At 67.0% G+C, this 17,060-nt stretch carries 18 protein-coding genes; 11 read left to right on the top strand and 7 right to left on the bottom strand.

Translation table 11 applies throughout. From position 1 onward, the window contains the following. Window positions 1-209: 209 nt before the first annotated feature. Together AC5RWD_RS11370 and AC5RWD_RS11365 are read right to left on the bottom strand one after the other, a co-directional pair. Window positions 210-896 (bottom strand): potassium channel family protein, encoded by a 687-nt coding sequence (locus tag AC5RWD_RS11370; protein WP_494020102.1) that lies wholly within the window; start codon window positions 894-896, stop codon window positions 210-212. Further along, a complete protein-coding gene (locus AC5RWD_RS11365) occupies window positions 889-2,322 on the bottom strand; it encodes a TrkH family potassium uptake protein (RefSeq protein WP_494020101.1) in 1,434 nt (477 codons plus the stop codon). Before AC5RWD_RS11365 ends, AC5RWD_RS11370 begins: the two co-directional genes overlap by 8 nt. A 105-nt stretch (window positions 2,323-2,427) precedes the next feature. Here AC5RWD_RS11365 and AC5RWD_RS11360 point away from each other — a divergent pair, with 105 nt between their 5' ends. Both AC5RWD_RS11360 and AC5RWD_RS11355 read left to right on the top strand, forming a co-directional pair. Further along, window positions 2,428-3,639, top strand: a complete 1,212-nt coding sequence (locus AC5RWD_RS11360) for an acetoin utilization protein AcuC (RefSeq protein WP_494020100.1) — start codon at window positions 2,428-2,430, stop codon at window positions 3,637-3,639. 61 nt (window positions 3,640-3,700) lie between these two features. Next, complete coding sequence (locus AC5RWD_RS11355; RefSeq protein WP_494020099.1) at window positions 3,701-4,363, top strand: ArsR/SmtB family transcription factor; 663 nt, start codon at window positions 3,701-3,703, stop codon at window positions 4,361-4,363. A 29-nt stretch (window positions 4,364-4,392) separates the two neighbouring features. On the opposite strand, the gene AC5RWD_RS11350 is transcribed toward AC5RWD_RS11355, so the two are convergent. Next, window positions 4,393-5,730, bottom strand: a complete 1,338-nt coding sequence (locus tag AC5RWD_RS11350) for an alpha-hydroxy acid oxidase (protein ID WP_494020098.1) — start codon at window positions 5,728-5,730, stop codon at window positions 4,393-4,395. Between the two features lie 107 nt (window positions 5,731-5,837). On the opposite strand from AC5RWD_RS11350, the gene AC5RWD_RS11345 reads away from it, so the two are divergent. Together AC5RWD_RS11345 and AC5RWD_RS11340 are read left to right on the top strand one after the other, a co-directional pair. Further along, a complete protein-coding gene (locus tag AC5RWD_RS11345; RefSeq protein WP_494020097.1) occupies window positions 5,838-6,545 on the top strand; it encodes a FadR/GntR family transcriptional regulator in 708 nt (235 codons plus the stop codon). Window positions 6,546-6,652: 107 nt separating this feature from the next. Continuing rightward, the gene (locus tag AC5RWD_RS11340; protein WP_494020096.1) at window positions 6,653-7,243 is read left to right on the top strand and encodes a TetR/AcrR family transcriptional regulator; all 591 of its coding nucleotides are present in this window, start codon (window positions 6,653-6,655) and stop codon (window positions 7,241-7,243) included. Window positions 7,244-7,255: 12 nt separating this feature from the next. Here AC5RWD_RS11340 and AC5RWD_RS11335 read toward each other — a convergent pair whose 3' ends face one another. Next, complete coding sequence (locus AC5RWD_RS11335) at window positions 7,256-9,271, bottom strand: beta-galactosidase (protein ID WP_494020095.1); 2,016 nt, start codon at window positions 9,269-9,271, stop codon at window positions 7,256-7,258. A 109-nt stretch (window positions 9,272-9,380) separates the two neighbouring features. Further along, on the bottom strand, window positions 9,381-10,349 hold the full coding sequence (locus tag AC5RWD_RS11330) for a DUF6807 domain-containing protein (RefSeq protein ID WP_494020094.1): 969 nt from the start codon (window positions 10,347-10,349) through the stop codon (window positions 9,381-9,383). A gap of 100 nt (window positions 10,350-10,449) precedes the next feature. Between AC5RWD_RS11330 and AC5RWD_RS11325 the strand changes: the two genes are divergently transcribed. The 5 genes from AC5RWD_RS11325 (at window position 10,450) to AC5RWD_RS11305 (ending at window position 13,858) form a co-directional block, all read left to right on the top strand. Beyond that, a complete protein-coding gene (locus AC5RWD_RS11325) occupies window positions 10,450-11,568 on the top strand; it encodes an MFS transporter (protein WP_494020093.1) in 1,119 nt (372 codons plus the stop codon). Window positions 11,569-11,595: 27 nt separating this feature from the next. Beyond that, entirely contained in the window at window positions 11,596-11,754 is a 159-nt protein-coding gene (locus AC5RWD_RS11320) for a hypothetical protein (RefSeq protein WP_494020092.1), read from the top strand. Window positions 11,755-12,091: 337 nt separating this feature from the next. Beyond that, window positions 12,092-13,228, top strand: a complete 1,137-nt coding sequence (locus AC5RWD_RS11315; protein ID WP_494020091.1) for a 3-deoxy-7-phosphoheptulonate synthase — start codon at window positions 12,092-12,094, stop codon at window positions 13,226-13,228. A 98-nt stretch (window positions 13,229-13,326) separates the two neighbouring features. Continuing rightward, window positions 13,327-13,539, top strand: a complete 213-nt coding sequence (locus tag AC5RWD_RS11310) for a helix-turn-helix domain-containing protein (RefSeq protein ID WP_003797758.1) — start codon at window positions 13,327-13,329, stop codon at window positions 13,537-13,539. A gap of 220 nt (window positions 13,540-13,759) precedes the next feature. Continuing rightward, a complete protein-coding gene (locus AC5RWD_RS11305) occupies window positions 13,760-13,858 on the top strand; it encodes a 30S ribosomal protein bS22 (protein WP_003792170.1) in 99 nt (32 codons plus the stop codon). Between the two features lie 156 nt (window positions 13,859-14,014). On the opposite strand, the gene AC5RWD_RS11300 is transcribed toward AC5RWD_RS11305, so the two are convergent. After that, a complete protein-coding gene (locus AC5RWD_RS11300; protein ID WP_494020090.1) occupies window positions 14,015-14,833 on the bottom strand; it encodes an HAD family hydrolase in 819 nt (272 codons plus the stop codon). 83 nt (window positions 14,834-14,916) lie between these two features. Here AC5RWD_RS11300 and AC5RWD_RS11295 point away from each other — a divergent pair, with 83 nt between their 5' ends. Both AC5RWD_RS11295 and AC5RWD_RS11290 read left to right on the top strand, forming a co-directional pair. After that, window positions 14,917-15,174 carry a glutaredoxin family protein gene (locus AC5RWD_RS11295; protein WP_494020089.1) on the top strand — a complete coding sequence of 86 codons (258 nt, stop codon included), beginning with the start codon at window positions 14,917-14,919 and terminating at the stop codon, window positions 15,172-15,174. An 86-nt stretch (window positions 15,175-15,260) separates the two neighbouring features. After that, a complete protein-coding gene (locus AC5RWD_RS11290) occupies window positions 15,261-15,956 on the top strand; it encodes a redox-sensing transcriptional repressor Rex (RefSeq protein WP_494020088.1) in 696 nt (231 codons plus the stop codon). An 89-nt stretch (window positions 15,957-16,045) separates the two neighbouring features. Here AC5RWD_RS11290 and AC5RWD_RS11285 read toward each other — a convergent pair whose 3' ends face one another. Then, a complete protein-coding gene (locus AC5RWD_RS11285) occupies window positions 16,046-16,954 on the bottom strand; it encodes a hypothetical protein (RefSeq protein WP_494020087.1) in 909 nt (302 codons plus the stop codon). Window positions 16,955-17,060: the final 106 nt, after the last annotated feature.

Genomic DNA, 17,060 nt, shown 5'->3' with positions numbered 1-17,060 from the left:
TGACCGACATGCTGGAGCACACCAGATCGAGAAAATCACCACGGGCACCGAGCGGAAACAACTTCGGCATCGCACGCTCCATCCATCAGAGCGTTGCACCGACCAGTTGATTTTGCCCTGCTTTTCGGCCCGGTACCTGCACAAAAACTCACGACGGCGGGTGGTGCGGTTCGCGTTCGACGACGGCGGGCGGCGGACTAACCCCGCCGCTACGGCCTGGCGGCGAACCGCTCCAGCAGGTCCACGTGTCCGGAGACGATCAGCATGTCGCGGGCGGACACCTTGGTCTCCGGCCGGGCGTAGGTGAAGTCCTCGCCGGGGGATTTTACGCCCACGATCGTCACGCCGTACTTGGACCGCACCTTGGATTCCTCAAGGGTGAAACCTACGGTCTCGCGCGGCGGGTACATCTTCACGATCGCGTAGTCGTCTTCGAACTCGATGAAGTCCAGCATGCGCCCGGACACGAGGTGCGCGGCGCGGACGCCGGCGTCGGCCTCGGGGTAGATGACGTGGTTGGCGCCGATGCGGGTGAGGATCTTGCCGTGGGACGGCGTTATGGCCTTGACCCACAGGTGCTCGATGCCGAGGTCCACCAGGTTCACCGTAATGAGCACGGAGGACTCAATTGAGGTGCCCACGCCCACCACGGCTGAACTGAACTCCTGGGCGCCCAGCTGCCGCAGCGCGTCGATGTTGGTGGCGTCGGCTTCCACCACGTGGGTCAGTACGGGTGACCACTTCTGGACCAGGGTCCTGTCGCGCTCGATGGCCAGCACCTCGCGGCCCTGCTTCACCAGCTGCTCGGCGGTGGAGGAGCCGAAGCGGCCCAGCCCGATCACCAGGACCGGCGCGTTGTGGGCGGGGCGGTTGGGAGCGCCTGACGAATTAGCCAATGATGGGCCTCTCTTCCGGGTAGTGGTACAGCTGGCTGCGCTGGCGCAGGGCCAGGGCAGCGGCAAGCGTGACGGTGCCGACGCGGCCGGCGAACATCAGGGCGGACAGCACATACACGCCCTCCGGCGGCAGTTCGGCGCTGAGGTTTGTGCTCAGGCCGACGGTGGCGAAGGCTGAGATGGTTTCGAACAGCACCCGGTCCAGGGATGCGCCGCTGATGTGCAGGAGCAGGAAGGCGGATGCGGATACCAGCGTGGCGCCTGCGACGATCACCGAGATGGCCACGCGCATGGTGCCTTCCGGGATGGTGCGGCCGTAGACCTTTACGTCCGCGTCACCGCGGGCCTCGGCGATGATGGCCAGGAACATGACGGCGATCGTGGTGACCTTGATGCCGCCTGCCGTTGAGGCGGAGCCGCCGCCGGCGAACATGAGGGCGTCCGTGAGCAACATGGTGGTGGATTCCATCTGGTTCTGGTCCACCAGGTTGAAGCCGCCGGAGCGTGTCATGACTGAGGCGAACAGCGAATGCGTGATCTTGTCGCCGAGGTCCATGCCGCCGATGGTCCGGGCGTTGTCCCACTCCATGAGCGCCCAGAGCACGGTTCCGGCAGCGAGCAGGATAAACGAGACCTGGATGGTCAGCTTCGTGTGCAGGTTCCACTTTTTCCAGTTGAGCCCGTTCTGCTGCAGCACCATGACCACGGGGAAGCCGAGGCTGCCCAGGAACACGCCCAGCATGAGCGGAATGAGGATCCAGAGGTCAGTCTCGTACGGGACGATGCCGTCCGAGTGCGGGGTGAAGCCGGCGTTGTTGAAGGACGAGATGGAGTAGAAGACGCCGTGCCAGACAGACTGCCAGAACGGCTCGCCAAGGACCATGAAGCGCGGGATCAGGGCAATGGCGAGGGCGGCCTCAATCACCACGGAGGTGGTGATCACGATCCGCAGCAGCGTACCCACCTCGCCGAGGCGGCCCGCGTTGTTCATGGCCTCCTGCGCGATGAGCTTGCCGCGGACACCAAGCTTCTTGCTCACCATCAGGGCCAGCAGCGAAGCCAGCGTCAGCGTGCCGAGGCCGCCGACGAAAATGCCGACGAGGATGATCAGCTGCCCGAAGAAGGACCAGTGCACGGCGGTGGACACCACGGTGAGGCCCGTAACGCAGACGGCTGAGACCGCGGTGAAGAGGGCCTGGTGGAGCGGGGTGAAGTCGCCGGTGGCCGAGGACGCCGGCAGCGACAGCAGGGCGGTGAAGAGGACGATGACCACCACGAAGGCGCTCAGGGCAAGGCGGGCCGGCGAGGTGTTGGCAATGTCATCGATGAAGTCACGGATGCCCGTGAATATCCACAGGCCCTCACGCTCCGGCGTTGCGGGTTGCCAGCTGGCCGGGCTCTTGGACCTCGACTGGCTTTGGGTCATGTGCGGCTGTTCCTCGATTGACTCTGCTTCCTCCAGTAGTAAACCACTAAACCCCGCGCTGTGGCCGGGCCCGGGAGCAGACGGGCCTCCGGTAGCCTGTCAGTAATGACATTCCAGCCCGGACTCAGCCTCCCCGCACTGCCAACGACGGTGGTGTGGGACGCCGCCATGACGGCGTACAACTTCGGCCGGGGCCACCCCATGGCGCCTGAACGCCTCGACCTGACTGCGCGGCTGGCCTCGAGCCTGGGCCTGCTGGACCTTGCGCACGTCACGCTGTCCGCCCCGGAGGTGGCCGGCGACGGCGAACTCACCACCGTGCACAGCCCCGACTTCGTGGCCGCGGTCCGCCAGGCCAGCGACAACCCCGCCGCCGCGGATGAGTCCTACGGGCTGGGGACCGAGGATGATCCCGCCTTTGCCGGGATGCACGAGGCCGCGGCCCGTTTGGCGGGCGGCTCGCTCCTCGCGGCCGGCTCGATCCTGGACGGGTCGGCGGTCCGGGCCGTGAACTTCGGCGGCGGGCTGCACCATGCGTCTCGGAACCGCGCGAGCGGTTTTTGCGTCTACAACGATGCCGCCCTGGCGGTCCGGAAACTGCTCGACGGCGGTGTGCAGCGCGTGGCATATATCGACGTCGATGCCCACCACGGGGACGGGACGCAAAGCATCTTCTGGGACGACCCCCGTGTCCTTACCATCTCGCTGCACGAAACCGGTATGTCCCTGTTCCCCGGCACCGGCTTCGCCAATGAGATCGGCGGTCCCGAGGCCCGGGGCAGCGCCGTTAACGTGGCTCTGCCTGCGGGGACGGGGGACGCCGGCTGGCTGCGGGCTTTCCACGCGGTGGTCCCGCAGCTCGTGGGCGCCTTCGCGCCCGAGGTCATTGTCAGCCAGCACGGCTGCGACTCGCACCGGCTGGATCCCCTGACCCATCTCAACGTCAGCGTGGACGGGCAGCGCGAGGCGGCCACCGCCGTCGCGACCCTCGCCGCCCGGTACTGCGGGGACCGCTGGATCGCCACCGGCGGCGGCGGGTACCACATCACGGGCGTCGTGCCGCGGACCTGGAGCCACCTGATCGGCATCGCAGCGAACCGCCCTGTGCCGCTGCGCACCCCGGTGCCGCAGGCGTGGCGGACGTACGTGCAGGAGCGTTACGGTGTGGACACGCCCGAGAGCATGGGCGACGACGCCGACGTCTGGTGGCGCTCCTGGGAGGTGGGGTTCGATCCCAACGACGACATCGACCGCACCGTGATGGCCACGCGCAAGGAAGTCTTCCCGCTGTACGGCCTGGACCCCTGGTTCGACTAGGTTCCGTCCACCCGCGAAATAGTAGATGCCATTCGGCGTATATGTCGCTAGGGTGGGTCTCATGGTGACAGACGACGTATTTGCCGTCATTGCGGAGGCAACGCGGCGCGACATTCTCGTGTCCCTCCAAGCGGGGGACAAAGCAGTGGGGGAGCTGGTCGAGGAGCTCGCCGCCAGCCAGCCCACCATCTCCAAGCACCTCAAAGTGCTTCGTGAAGCAGACCTGGTCAGCATGCGTGCACAGGGCCAGAAGCGTTATTACGCGCTCAATCCCAAGCCGCTGGCCGGCGTCGCGAGCTGGCTGGAGACGTTCGACGTCGGAAGCGCGGCTTCTGCTGCAGCGTCACCGGACCCTGCAACCAAGCAGGCCGAGGAGGCCCAGCCCGGTTCTGCGCGGGCTGGCACCGCTGCAACCGCCGGAACCCCGGCCGGAAGTTCGGCGACCGGGGGAGCCAGCGGAGCTGCCGCCGGGGCTGCCCAGGTGCCGGACGCGTTCGCGGCGGCGGCGCATGCCGGCAGCAGGGCGGACGACGCTACCCACGCACCAGGGCGGCCGGCGAGCGGCCAGCTGAGTCCCGCCGTCGTGGTTCCCGGCGGCCAGGTGCCCGGGAGCCCCGGCCAGGACGACACCGTCCCGCAGCAGATCGGCCGGACCGTGGGCCGTGCCGCGACGAAGGCCGCCGACCTGCTGGCGAACCTGCCCAAGTTCGGCCGCAAAAAGTAACCCCGCCAAACTCGAACGGCAGAGGGCGGTTACTTGCCGAGGATCCTCACGTGGTCCGGGGTCAGCTCGGAGATCTTGCTGACGCCCAGGAGCGCCATGGTCCGGGCCATGTCCTTTTCGAGGATCTGCAGGACGCGGTCGACGCCCGCCCGGCCGCCGGCCATGAGCCCGTACAGGTAGGCGCGGCCGATGAGGGTGAAGTCGGCACCCAGCGCCAGGGCGGCGATGATGTCCGCGCCGCTCATGATGCCGGTGTCCAGCATGATCGCAGCCTTGCTGTTGTCCGCCTTGAGCGCCTTGGAAACGTCCGGGAGCAGGTGGAAGGGGATGGGTGCCCGGTCCAGCTGGCGGCCGCCGTGATTGGAGAGCACGATGCCGTCAGCGCCGTGGTCCACCACCTTGCGGGCGTCGTCCACGGTCTGGATTCCCTTGACCACCAGCTTGCCCTTCCAGGTGTCGCGCAGCCAGTCGAGGTCCTCGAAGGTGAGGGTGGGATCGAACATCGAGTTGATGAGGTCGGCCACCGTGCCCGTGTACCGCGAGAGCGAGGCGAAGGTGAGCGGCTCGTGGGTGAGGAAGTTGAACCACCAGGCCGGGCGGTAGGACGCGTCCAGGACGGTCTTCAGTGTCAGTGCCGGCGGGATGGTCATGCCGTTGCGGACGTCGCGCAGCCGGGCCCCTGCGACGGCGGTGTCCACCGTGACCATCAGGGTGTCGTTCCCGGCCTTGGCCGCGCGCTCGATCAGTTCGAGGGAACGGTCCCGGTCCGTCCAGAGGTACAGCTGGAACCAGTTCCGGCCATTGGGTGCCGCGGCGGCCACGTCCTCGATGGAGGCGGTGCCCATGGTGGAGAGCGTGTAGGGGATACCTGCGGCTTCGGCAGCCTGCGAGCCCGCGTATTCGCCTTCGGACTGCATCATCCGGGTGAAGCCCGTGGGCGCGATGCCCACGGGAAGCCGGGAGGGCTTGCCCAGGATGTCCGTGCTCAGGTCGATACTGGACACGTTCCGCAGGATGCCCGGGCGGAACTCGATGTTCAGGAACGCCTTGCGGGCACGCCGCAGCGTGATCTCGGCCTCCGCCGCGCCGTCGGTGTAGTCAAAGGGGGCCTGGGGGGTGCGGCGCTTGGCGATGTCGCGCAGTTCCCAGACGGTGCTGGCGCGCTTGAGCCGGGCTTCCTTGCTGAACTCGGGCTTCTTGAACTGCATGAGCGGGGCGAGGTCCGAGTACTTCGGGATGCGGCGCTTCAGGGCAGCCGGAACTGCCGCGGCTGCCGCGGCGCCGCTGGTGGGGCGCGTGGCCGGAATGTCCGTAGCGTCCGAAGCCGGGGTGGTCTCGGGGTTGCTCGGCTGGATGGTGTGGGTCATGGCTTTCCTCCGTGGGCAGGCCGGGAGTAGCTGCTCAGGAGCCTCCCTGCTGTGGTCTAACCACACTCTAAGGCATGTGGTCCAACCACATTAAGTACCATGGGCTCATGCGTACGCACCAACTTGTCCTGCGGTGGATCGAGGACCAGCTCTCCGGCGGCCACCTTGCTGTCGGCGGCCGCCTCCCGGCCGAGCGGACCCTGGCCGAGCAGCTCGGCGTCTCCCGCACCTCCGTCCGCGAGGCCATCCGGGTCCTCGAAGCCATGGGCGTGGTCCGGGCGGGCGTGGGTTCCGGCCCGGAGGCGGGAACGGTGGTGATCTCGGATCCGACGGCGGCGCTCGGTTCGGCGCTGCGGCTGCATGTGGCCACGCAGCACCTGCCGGTGGAGGACGTGGTGGAAACGCGGGTGCTGCTCGAGTCGTGGGCGGCCGCCCGGGCCAGGTCCGATGCCCCCGAACTCGACCTCGCCGGGGCACTGCTCGATGACATGGACGGCGGCCACGGCATCGATGACTTCCTGGCCCTGGACGTCCGCTTCCACCTGGCACTGGCCGACGCCGCCGGCAACGCCGTGGTCAGCGCCATGATGGGATCCCTGCGGGAGGCCATCCAGGGCTACGCCGGGCAGCTGACCGCCAACCTGCCCGACTGGGACGCCACCGCGGCGCGGCTCCGCTCCGAGCACCGGGAGATTTTGGCGGCCATCAGGAAGGACGACGGCGGCCGGGCAGCCGAGCTCGTTGCCGCCCACATCAGGGGGTACTACAAGGAAGCCGGGCTGGGCCCGAAGGATTCGGACCCGGTCCAGCTGTAACAAACCTTGGGCGGAGCTTTTGTCCAGATAGTGGGCCCAAACGGCCGTTTAAGTCGCGATATCTGGACACAAACTCCAGGATCCCGGCCGTGAAATAAACTGGCGAAATGCCAGCATCAAAGCCCCGCGGACAGTACGCCAAAGGCGCCGAACGCCGCGAGCAGATCATCCAGACCGCCACAGATGTCTTTGCCAGCGAAGGCTTCGAGGGCGCGGCACTCAAGCGGGTGGCGGAGCTTGTTGGGGTCAAGGAAGCCACGCTCTTCCACTACTTCAGCGGAAAGCAGGAGCTGCTGACGGCTGTGCTTGCCGAGCGCGACCGGCGCAGCAGGGACATCGGGGGATTGGCCGAGTTTGGCCTGTCCGTATTGGCGTCCGTGGCTGAGCGGAACAAGAAGGAGCCCGGGCTGACCACCCTCTACGCCGTGGCGTCGGCAACGGCCAATGACCCCGGGCACGCTTCCCACGGCTACTTCCAGGACAGGTATTCCCAGCTGGTCGAAGAGCTGGCGCTCGATATCGGCCGGCGCCAGGATGCGGAGGAGATCCGGTCCGACGTTGCGGCGGAGTCCCTCGCCAGACTGGTCATCGCTGCGTTCGACGGCCTTCAGCTGCAGTGGCTGTACGACAAGAAGGTGGACATGGCCGCGGGCCTGACGGAGCTCGTCGACGTGCTCCTGGTCCCGGCCAAGCCCTAACCCCGGCGGGGGTCAGTCCTCGGCGATCACGGCCACCCCTCCGCCGGGGACAATCCCGCCGAAACGCCCGCCGCCCAACAGTTCCACGCCGTCGGCCTTCACCCCCGCATCCTGCCGGCCGTGGTTGATGGCGAAGAGGAAGCGGCGCCCGTCCGCGGCGACCCGCCGGGTAAGTTCGACGCCGGCTTCGGACTCTGCGCAGGCCGCCACTCCCGCTTCGGCCAGGAGCCTGTCCAGCAGGCGTTCGATGCCGTCCCGGTCGGGGAGCGTGGCCAGATACCAGGCGGCGCCGCTGCCCGTGGTCCTCCGGGTCAGGGCCGGGACGCCGTCGAGCGGGTAACCGGTGAAGGTGGCCAGGGTTTCCGCGCCTTCCGCGTGGACGTGCTCGGTCCAGATCCGGCCAGTGGTGCCGTCGCTCAGAGTCACCTGCCCGCCTTCGAGCAGCGGATGGAACTCCTCGGTCCGGATTCCCAGCAGTTCCCGGAAGGCGCCCGGGTAGCCGCCCAGCCTGATATGGTCGCGTTCGTCGACGATGCCGCTGAAGTAGCTGACCAGCACCGTGGCGCCTGCCTCGGTGGCGCCGGCGATGTTGGCCGCGGCGGCGTCGGTGACGCAGTAGAGCGTGCATACCAGGACCAGCCCATAGCCCGTCAGGTCTGCTGTGGGATGGACGAAATCCACGCCCACGCCGCGCAGGAACAGTGAGCGGTGGAACTCGCGGAGCAGGTCGAGGTACTTCACGTCCTCGCTTGGGTGTGAATCCAGCTCGCTGGCCCACCATGCCTCGTAGTCGAACACGATGGCCACCCGGGATTCCACGGCGGAGCCCTTTACCGGGCCGAGCCGCTTCAGGGCTTCGCCGAGCGCCACCACCTCGCGCCACATCCGGGTGTCACGGCCGCCGTGCGGCACCATCGCCGAATGGAACTTCTCGGCCCCGGCAACGCTCTGCCGCCACTGGAAAAACATGACGGCATCCGCGCCGTGGGCTACATGCGCCAGAGAGTTGCGGAGCATTTCGCCGGGCATCTTCGGCTGGTTTCGTGGCTGCCAGTTCACGGCCGACGTCGAATGTTCCATCAGGATCCAGGGCCTGTTGCCCGCGATGCCGCGGGTGAGGTCTGCGCTGAACGCCAGTTCGATCTCCCGCTCCGGGTCCGCGGCCACCAGGTAGTGGTCGCTGGCCACCACGTCCAGGTCCTTCGCCCAGTCGAAGTAGTCCATGGACTTGGTGGCGCTGGAAACCATGAGGTTGGTGGTGGCCGGAACATCGGGGGTCACCTCCCGGATCACCGTCACCAGGCTCCGGTAGTAGTCCATCAGCACCCAGGAACTGAACCTCTGGAAGTCCAGCCGCTGCGTCGGGGTGAGGGTGGTGGGCGCGGCCCGCGGCGGAATGATCTCCTCGAACGAGGCATAGTGCTGCGACCAGAAAGCCGTTCCCCAGGCTTCGTTCAGCGCCTCGATGCTGCCGTAGCGCCGCTCCAGCCAGCGCCGGAACGCCGCGGCGTCCTCCTCGCCGTAAAACTCGGACACGTGGCAGCCGAGCTCGTTGTCCACGTGCCACAGCGCCAGCGCCGGATGGTCCCTGTACCGTTCAGCCAGTTTCCGGGTGATGCCGGCGGCATACCGGCGGTAAACAGCGGACGACGGCGAGTAGTGCCGCCGGGAGCCGCGCTCCAGGACGGTGCCCTCCGCCGTCACCGGCAGCACTTCCGGATGCTTCCGCACCAGCCAGGCTGGGGGAGCGGCCGTGGCCGTGGCGAGGGCAACCTTGATGCCTGCGCCATCCAGGTTGTCCAGCACCTCATCCAGCCAGGCAAAGTCATACTCCCCTTCACTCGGCTCCAGGAGGGCCCAGGAAAAGATGGCCACGCTGAGGAGGGTCACACCGGCCCCCTTCATAAGGCCGATGTCCTCCAGCCGGACGTCGGCCGGCCACTGCTCGGGATTGTAATCACCGCCGAAAGCCAGGCCGGGGCCGCCGTTCCAGGATGGGGTGGATCGAGGGGACGCTGGCGTAAGCACGGGGCTCCTTCGTCGTGGCCGGATGCGGGCGGGTAAAAGGAAACCTAGCGCTGACCCACCAGGGATTCGACGGCGGCCGGCGACAGTTCGCCGTCGCACACGCACACGCTCAGGCTCCGCCGGAGCGATTGCCCGGCCGCCAGCGCCACGGGCCGCTCCCAGGCCAGGGCGACCCGACGCCGGGGTAGCCGGAGCAGCGGACGAACCACGGATCGGCGGCCTCGTCCGGCGCCCTGAACACGAGCGTCGCGGGCTGCCCGGACCGGATGCCGGGGACTTCGCCGAAGGAGGCAGCCCATGCCAGCCAGGGTGCAACGGCACCGTGGACGGCCGCTTCCCCCTCGGCGTCGGACGTGAAGATGCGGGCGCCGCTGCAGGCCGGAAGGCGCCAGAAGAAGCCGCCGTAGCCGCTGCCCGCCGCGCCGTTGGAGCCGGGGCTGCCCAGTGAAACGTCGACGACGGCGGTCAGTTCGCTGCTGATGTCCAGGCGCCACACGCGCTCGCCCAGGATCTCGCTGCTGAAGATCCGCTCTTCGGTCAGCAGGGGCCGGCCGTCCGTGCCGAGCCAGCGGAGCTGCCGCGTGTCCGGCCCGTCCCCGTTGGCGGGGAGCAGCTTGATCCGGCCGTGGTCCTGCCGGGACACGTAGGCTCCGGCGTCGCGCGTGTACGTCTTTCCGCCCCAGAAATTGGTGCCGTTGACGTCCTGGAGCGCGAAGCCGGCGCCCAGATGCCAGGGGTGGTCGGCGGGCAGGTGGTCCGTCACCACGGTTCCACCAAGGGTGGTGACGGGGTGCAGGTAGGGGCGCGGTGACAACGCCTCGTTTAGTCCGGAACCGGTGCGCAGGACCGCCAGCGGCCTGCCGCCGGCGTTGAACAGCGCCGCGGTCCCGGCTGGATCCGCGGGCCGCGCCCAGGGCAGGGCGAGTTCGCTGAAGGTGGCGTGCGCGCTGATGGCCCGCTCCAGGGCGTCCTCAATGCCGGGTATCACGGCATGGGCTACATCGCCGTCGCCCTTCCAGAGCACATGGGCCGGGCTGACCGGCGCCGGCGGTTCGGCCGTGCGGACGGCCTCGAGCACCAGGAATTAAACGCCTCGCAGTCTATTTGAAACAAATCAAAGACGGGCAGTCCGAACGCGGCCGCCCGGCGCCAACGGCGTCGCCAGAGAAGGATCCAGAATGACCAACACCCCAGAGATCGGCGGCTGGAAGGCCACCGTCGCTGTGTCCATGTCCAACTACATTGAAGCCGGGTCCATTATCGCCCTGGCCACGAGCCTGACGCTGTGGCAGGAGTATTTCGGCTTCAGCAACCTGGTTGTCGGCCTTATCGCCGCCCTCAGCGCCAACGCCTTCGGCGCCGCCGTCGGCGCGATGATCGGCGGGCCGCTGGGCGACCGCTACGGCCGCAAGTTCATCTACACCTACGACCTCATCCTGTACATGATCGGCACGGCCCTGGTGATTTTTGCCGTGGCCCCCTGGATGCTCATCATTGGCGTGGTCCTCACCGGAATCGCCGTGGGAGCGGGCGTGCCCGTCGCCTGGACCTACATCGCGGAAGAGGCCCCCTCTGAACAGCGGGCACGGCACGTGGGCACCGCCCAGTTTGCGTGGTCGCTCGCTCCGGCCTTGGTCTTCCTCCTTGCCACCGTCGTCGTTCCGCTGGGGTTGCTGGGCAGCCGCCTGGTCTTCGCGCACCTGTTCGTCATTGCCTTCGTCACCTGGTGGATCCGCCGCAGGCTTTCCGAGTCCCACACCTGGAAGAAGTCAAACGAAGCGCGTCTGCTGGAGGAGGCATCCGGGGTCAAGCGCCGCAACTACCGTGAGCTGCTGACCAACGCCACCAACCTCAAGGCCCTTCTTTTCCTGGTGGGTGTCTACGCCCTCTGGAACCTGGTCGCCGGACAGATGGGCATCTTCATGCCGCGGGTCTACGAATCGTCCGGGGTTGAATCGTCTGCCGAGCAGAATCTGCTGCAGGTGCTGCTGTGGACCCTTACCGTCCTGGCGACGTACTTCGGCTTCATGAAGTATGGCGACCGCATCGACCGCCGCCTGCTGTACGGGATCGGCGCCGTGCTGGGCCTGGCCGCCTGGGTCCTGCTGGTCTTTGTCCACGTCACCATGCCGGTGCTGATTCTCTTCGCGGCACTCTGGGGCGTCTCGGCCGGCATCGGCGCCCAGGCCTTCTACGCTCTCTGGGCAGCCGAAATGTTCGCGACCCGCTACCGGGCCAGCGCGCAGGGTGTGCTCTTTTTTGTTGCCCGCATCGTTGTCGGCCTGCTGAGCTATTGATTCCCGACCCTGCTGGCCGAGCGCGGCGTGCCCTTTGTCGGCCTCATCATGATCGGGGCTTTGGTGGCCGCCATGCTCATCGGGATCATCTGGGCGCCCGACACCCGGGGCAAGAGTCTGGAAGAGATCGAGCAGGAACGCTACGGCGAGCCTGCCAAGCAGCCGGTGGCACAGACCACAGCATAACCGGCGCCAGACCAGCGCGAACGGACACTTGGGGCCCTTGGGAAACGCTTCCCAGGGGCCCAAGTGTCCGTTCGCGCTCCCGCCGGTTTACGGTGGCGCGTGGTCGAAATGTGACGCCGCCGATTTGGCGATCCATCAGGGCGGGCTTATGGTCGTTCCCATGACTAACCGTTGGTATGCGTATTTTTCGTTGGCTCTGGAGGGGCCCGCGTCTAACTGACACGCATCCAACTTTCCTTCAGAGCCAACAGGGCAGAGATCATTCTCTGCCCTTCGCCATTTCTACGGCGGGTTCTGATCAGGGGCCCGCTCCCACCCGGAACAGGAACCCCCGAAAATGAGCGCAACAGCCACCGAAACCCAGCAGCCGACGTCGGCACGCCAGTCGACGTCGAACCTGAGGGTTAGCGAGATCACCGCCCTGCCCACGCCTCAGGAGATGATTGCGGAACTGCCGCTGGACGCGAAGGCGGCCGACGTCGTCGAACGCGGCCGCGACGAGGTCCGCGCCATCATGGACGGCGTGGACGACCGCCTGCTGGTGATTGTCGGCCCGTGCTCCATCCATGACCCCAAGGCCGGCCTGGAATACGCCCGCCGGCTGGTCAGCCAGGCCGAGAAGCACAAGGAAGACCTGCTCATCGTCCTGCGCGCCTACTTCGAAAAGCCCCGCACCACGGTCGGCTGGAAGGGCCTCATCAACGATCCGCACCTGGACGGCAGCCACGACATCGCCGGCGGCCTGCGTGCGGCCCGCAGCTTCCTGCAGCAGGTCACCGCCCTGGGGCTCCCCACTGCCACGGAGTTCCTCGAGCCCATCAGCCCGCAGTACATGGCGGACCTCATTTCCTGGGGCGCCATCGGCGCACGGACCACGGAAAGCCAGATCCACCGCCAGCTCGCCTCCGGCCTCTCCATGCCCATCGGCTTCAAGAACGGCACCGACGGCGACCTCCAGGTGGCGGTGGACGCGTGCAGTGCAGCCGCAGCGGCCCAGGCCTTCCTCGGGATCGACGGCGACGGCCGCGCCGCGCTGGTGTCCACCGCGGGCAACCCGGATACCCACGTGATCCTCCGCGGCGGCCGCAAGGGACCCAACTACTCCGCCGCCGACGTCGAGGCGGCCTCCGCCAAGCTGGCCGCCAAGAACCTCAACCCGCGGCTGATCGTGGACGCCAGCCACGCCAACAGCGGCAAGAGCCACCACCGCCAGGCCGAGGTGGCGCTTGAGATCGGCGCCCAGCTCGAGGACGCGGGAACGGCCGCAGGAGCGATCGCCGGCGTCATGCTGGAGAGCTTCCTGGTGGGCGGCGCGCAGAACCTCGACGTGGCCGAACACGCCGCCGGATGCTCGGACCTGGTGTACGGCCAGAGCGTGACAGATGCCTGCATGGAGTGGGATGTGACGGCGTCCGTCCTCGAACAGCTGGCGGCTTCGTCCCGGAAGCGGCGGGCTTTCACTATGGCCACGTGAGCATCTAGAGTAACTAGAACACGGTTGTTCGATGGCTCAGCATCGGCGCACACCGCAGATAGACAGGCGTCGTTGCTGAGAGCAAAGGAATATGGGTAATGTCCGCAGAGTCGAACTTCTCGAACGCCAAGTTCTTGACCGTGGCCGAGGTGGCTGAGGTAATGCGTGTCTCCAAAATGACCGTGTACCGCCTTGTCCATTCGGGGGAGATGCCCGCCGTCAGGTTCGGCCGCTCCTACCGCGTCCCGGAGACCGCCGTCGAACAGTACCTCAAGGGTGCTGTCGTGGACGGTCATACGGGCACCGCCTAACGGACCCGACTGACCGCACCGATCCCGTGGTTGCTGCAGCCGCCTTGGGGGCCGCTGCACGCCACGGGGCTGTGCTGGTCAGGGGATGGTCCGGATAAGCGGTACCCTGTTAAGGAACGTTTTACGTCATTGTAAGAATCTGTCAGTTGTTCAGTCTGTAGCTCAGTCCACGGACCTTCTCCACCAGACAGGTACTGCATCTAGTTTGTAAGGAACTTACGTGGGTTCAGTTATTAAGAAGCGTCGCAAGCGTATGGCCAAGAAGAAGCACCGCAAGTTGCTTCGTAAGACCCGTCACCAGCGCCGCAATAAGAAGTAGAGTCCGCTCTACGCTTCAATGCCCGTCCCCTTTCGAGGGAGCGGGCATTTTTGCGTTCCCGGGACACACAACGTGCCGCAGGACGTGCAAACGGTATGAGGGCACGCGAATTTGGGTGTCCGCGGGCCGGAGGCGTGTCCGTGGGCGGGAAGTGTGTCAGGCGCGGGGGCCGCGGAAGCGTGTGTAGCCTCGCCACAGGCCGTAGACCGCCCCTCCTGCCGTGGCTGCCTTGAGGCCCAGGGTGGCGGCCCGGCGGCCCGCGCGGAAGTCATAGACAGGCCAGTTGTGTTCACGGGCGTGCTTCCGCAGGCGGGCGTCGGGGTTGATCGCCACAGGATGGCCCACCATCGTCAGCAGCGGAATGTCGTTGTAGGAGTCGCTGTACGCCCAGCAGCGTTTCAGGTCCAGCCCGTGGTTGTCCGCGATGCCCTGGACGGCCACAGCCTTGGCGGCACCATGCAGAATGTCGCCGACGAGCTTGCCCGTGTAGAAGCCGTCCTTGGTCTCGCCCACGGTCCCCAACGCGCCGGTGAGCCCCAGCCGCGTGGAAATCACCGTGGCTACCTCGATCGGCGTCGCGGTGACGAGCCAGACCTTCCGGCCCACGCGCAGGTGCTGCTCGGCCAGGGCCTTGGCGCCGGGCCAGATCCGGGAGGCGATCATCTCGTCGTAGACCTCTTCGCCCAGCGCCTTGATGTCCTCCTCTGTGATGCCGGCGGCGAGCCGCAGCGCGGAATCCCGGACGGCATGGACGTCATTGAGGTTCTCGCCCCGGAGCACGAACTTGAGCTGCTTCCACGCCATGCCCGCGGCCTGCGCAATGGTGAAGGCTCCGCGCTGGTGCATTTTCCTGGCCACGTGGAACAGGCTCGCGCCGCGCATGAGGGTGTTGTCGACGTCGAAGAAGGCTGCCTCGCCGTGTTGCTGCTTCGCAACCGGACGGTGGGCCACAGCGACGTACTTCTCCTCGGGCATGCCACTGAGTCTAGTCAATGCAGTACCCCACACCTGGCAGCTGCCGCGTCGCCCGGTGCCGGGAACGGCGATACGGTTGAAGCATGGCAAACCCCGACGTCGTTCTCCTTACCAAAGCTGACTGTCACCTGTGCGCCGCGGCGCGCGACGCCGTCGGGCGGGTGACTGCCGGGCTGGGACTTTCGTGGTCGGAGCGGCAGCTGGACACCGACGACGAGCTGCGGGACCGCTACGCGGAGGAGATCCCGGTGGTGCTGGTGGACGGCATCCAGCGTGACTTCTGGAAGATCGACGAGGCGCGCCTGGAGCGGGTCCTGCGCCGTGCCATGGCGGGGGACTAGCCAATTTCGAACAATGGCACTGGCTTTGTTGACATAACTGATGGGGATCTAGAGTGGACTCACAACGCGACGCAACGGAGCAGACAGTGACTTCGCTCGATTCACCACCCCAGGCCCCGCCCGGGCCTACAGGGGCTGCCGGGAAGCAGATCCCGCCGGCGGCCGTGGCCCGGCTGACGATCTATCTGCGCGCCCTGAACTCCCTGCTGGCCGAAGGCACCGAGCGGGTCTCCTCTGAATCGCTGGCCGAACTTTCCGGCGTCAGCTCCTCAACGCTCCGCAAAGACCTGTCCCATGTGGGCTCCTACGGCACCCGCGGCGTGGGCTACGAGGTGCAGTACCTGAGCCGCCACATCGCCGCCGCGCTCGGCCTGACACATGACTGGAAAGTCGCGATTGTGGGCGCGGGCAACCTGGGCAAGGCGCTGGCCCGTTACGGCGGTTTCGAATCCCGGGGCTTTGACGTGGTTGCCATCTTCGACGCCGACCAGATGGTGGTGGGCAATGAGGTGGGCTGGCTGCGGGTCAGCGACGTCGCGGACCTGGAAACAGTCCTGGAACGGACCGGCACCAACATGGTGGTGCTGGCGCTGCCGGCCGCCGTGGCCCAAAGCGTGTGTGACCGCGTGGTGAATGCCGGAGTGCGCAGCATCCTCAGTTTTGCGCCGGTGATGCTCCAGGTGCCCGACGGCGTGACGCTGAGGAAGGTGGACATGGCCACCGAACTGCAGATCCTGGCGTACCACGCGCAACGGGCGCAGACCCCGGGTCAGCCGGAGTAACTCCGGCGTTCCAGGAATCCGCGCCCGTTGGCGGGTGGGTTGTTGCTCCCGGTGCCTGGCGGCGTCGCGTTGCTGGCAGCGCGCCTTGGCTAGCGGCCGTACGGGCCGCCCGGCTGCGAGTACGGGTTGGCGAACGGCTGCGGCTTCTGGAAATACGGTGCCGCCCCGGGCAGGTACAGCATCACGATCGCGGCGATGCCGAGGAGACCCACCAGAGTGTTCAGCCCCGGCGGGAAGAGGCTGAACACGGAGAGCGCTGCAAAGACGGTGCCCAGGATGCGGGCCCAGTTCTTGCCCTTGCGGACGTTGAACGCCACCAGCGCGTAGAGGCCGGCGCCGATCAAAGCAAAGACCACCATGGTTCCGATGATGAAGCCCTTGACGTCCTCGAAGGCGATGTCCTGGCCGCTGCCGCGCAGCTGCTCCTCGAAAGTGCTCCGCATTGCCGGGTCATCCAGCGTGGGGATGGTGATCAGCACAGACAGGATGGACAGGACGCCTGCGGCGATGATCATCCAGAAGGAATAGTTGACCAGCTTCGGAACGCCGGCGCCGGTTGCTGCCTGGGCCTGTTCGGACGGGTACTGCCCGTAGGGTGACTGTCCATAGGGGCTCTGGCCGTACGGAGTCTGTCCGTACGGGGACTGGCCGTACTGCGGCTGGTTCTGGCCATACTGGGGTGCGTTCTGGCCATACTGCGGTGCGCCGGCCTGCCCGGCTTGCCCGTACTGCGGCGCGTTCTGGCCGTATTGCGGCGCGCCTTGTCCGGCCTGTCCGCCTTGGCCATACGGCGGCGTGCCCTGTTCGGCCTGGCCGTGCTGTGGTGTGTTCTGTCCGTACTGGGGCGCGTCTTGCCCGGCCTCGCCGTACTGGGGTGTGTTCTGTCCGTACTGGGGCGCGTTCTGGCCGTAGCGGGGCTGCCCGTTGCCTGGCTGGGTGCCGTTGTCGGGCTCGTTGGAGCCGGGGTCATTGGAATGCGGGACTGGAGGATTGCTCATGAGCGGTCCTTTGCGTAGTGACGTCTGAATCGGCTACCGGTTCAGACGCCTGCCCTCCCCAGCATGGTTCACCTCCCACCGTACCCCTCAGCGGTTGCCCGGTGGA

It is taken from the genome of Arthrobacter sp. CMU6, from assembly GCF_059090205.1.
This window is presented reverse-complemented; position numbering and strand designations above follow the sequence as displayed.

What these genes read in the sequence shown, in the direction of transcription:
- AC5RWD_RS11360 (WP_494020100.1), top strand. Translation starts at nt 2,428, where the DNA reads ATGACATTCCAGCCCGGACTCAGCCTCCCCGCACTGCCAACGACGGTG.
- AC5RWD_RS11350 (WP_494020098.1), bottom strand. Translation starts at nt 5,730, where the DNA reads ATGACCCACACCATCCAGCCGAGCAACCCCGAGACCACCCCGGCTTCG.
- AC5RWD_RS11285 (WP_494020087.1), bottom strand. Translation starts at nt 16,954, where the DNA reads ATGAGCAATCCTCCAGTCCCGCATTCCAATGACCCCGGCTCCAACGAG.
- AC5RWD_RS11365 (WP_494020101.1), bottom strand. Translation starts at nt 2,322, where the DNA reads ATGACCCAAAGCCAGTCGAGGTCCAAGAGCCCGGCCAGCTGGCAACCC.
- AC5RWD_RS11345 (WP_494020097.1), top strand. Translation starts at nt 5,838, where the DNA reads ATGCGTACGCACCAACTTGTCCTGCGGTGGATCGAGGACCAGCTCTCC.
- AC5RWD_RS11300 (WP_494020090.1), bottom strand. Translation starts at nt 14,833, where the DNA reads ATGCCCGAGGAGAAGTACGTCGCTGTGGCCCACCGTCCGGTTGCGAAG.
- AC5RWD_RS11355 (WP_494020099.1), top strand. Translation starts at nt 3,701, where the DNA reads ATGGTGACAGACGACGTATTTGCCGTCATTGCGGAGGCAACGCGGCGC.
- AC5RWD_RS11340 (WP_494020096.1), top strand. Translation starts at nt 6,653, where the DNA reads ATGCCAGCATCAAAGCCCCGCGGACAGTACGCCAAAGGCGCCGAACGC.
- AC5RWD_RS11315 (WP_494020091.1), top strand. Translation starts at nt 12,092, where the DNA reads ATGAGCGCAACAGCCACCGAAACCCAGCAGCCGACGTCGGCACGCCAG.
- AC5RWD_RS11325 (WP_494020093.1), top strand. Translation starts at nt 10,450, where the DNA reads ATGACCAACACCCCAGAGATCGGCGGCTGGAAGGCCACCGTCGCTGTG.
- AC5RWD_RS11310 (WP_003797758.1), top strand. Translation starts at nt 13,327, where the DNA reads ATGTCCGCAGAGTCGAACTTCTCGAACGCCAAGTTCTTGACCGTGGCC.
- AC5RWD_RS11295 (WP_494020089.1), top strand. Translation starts at nt 14,917, where the DNA reads ATGGCAAACCCCGACGTCGTTCTCCTTACCAAAGCTGACTGTCACCTG.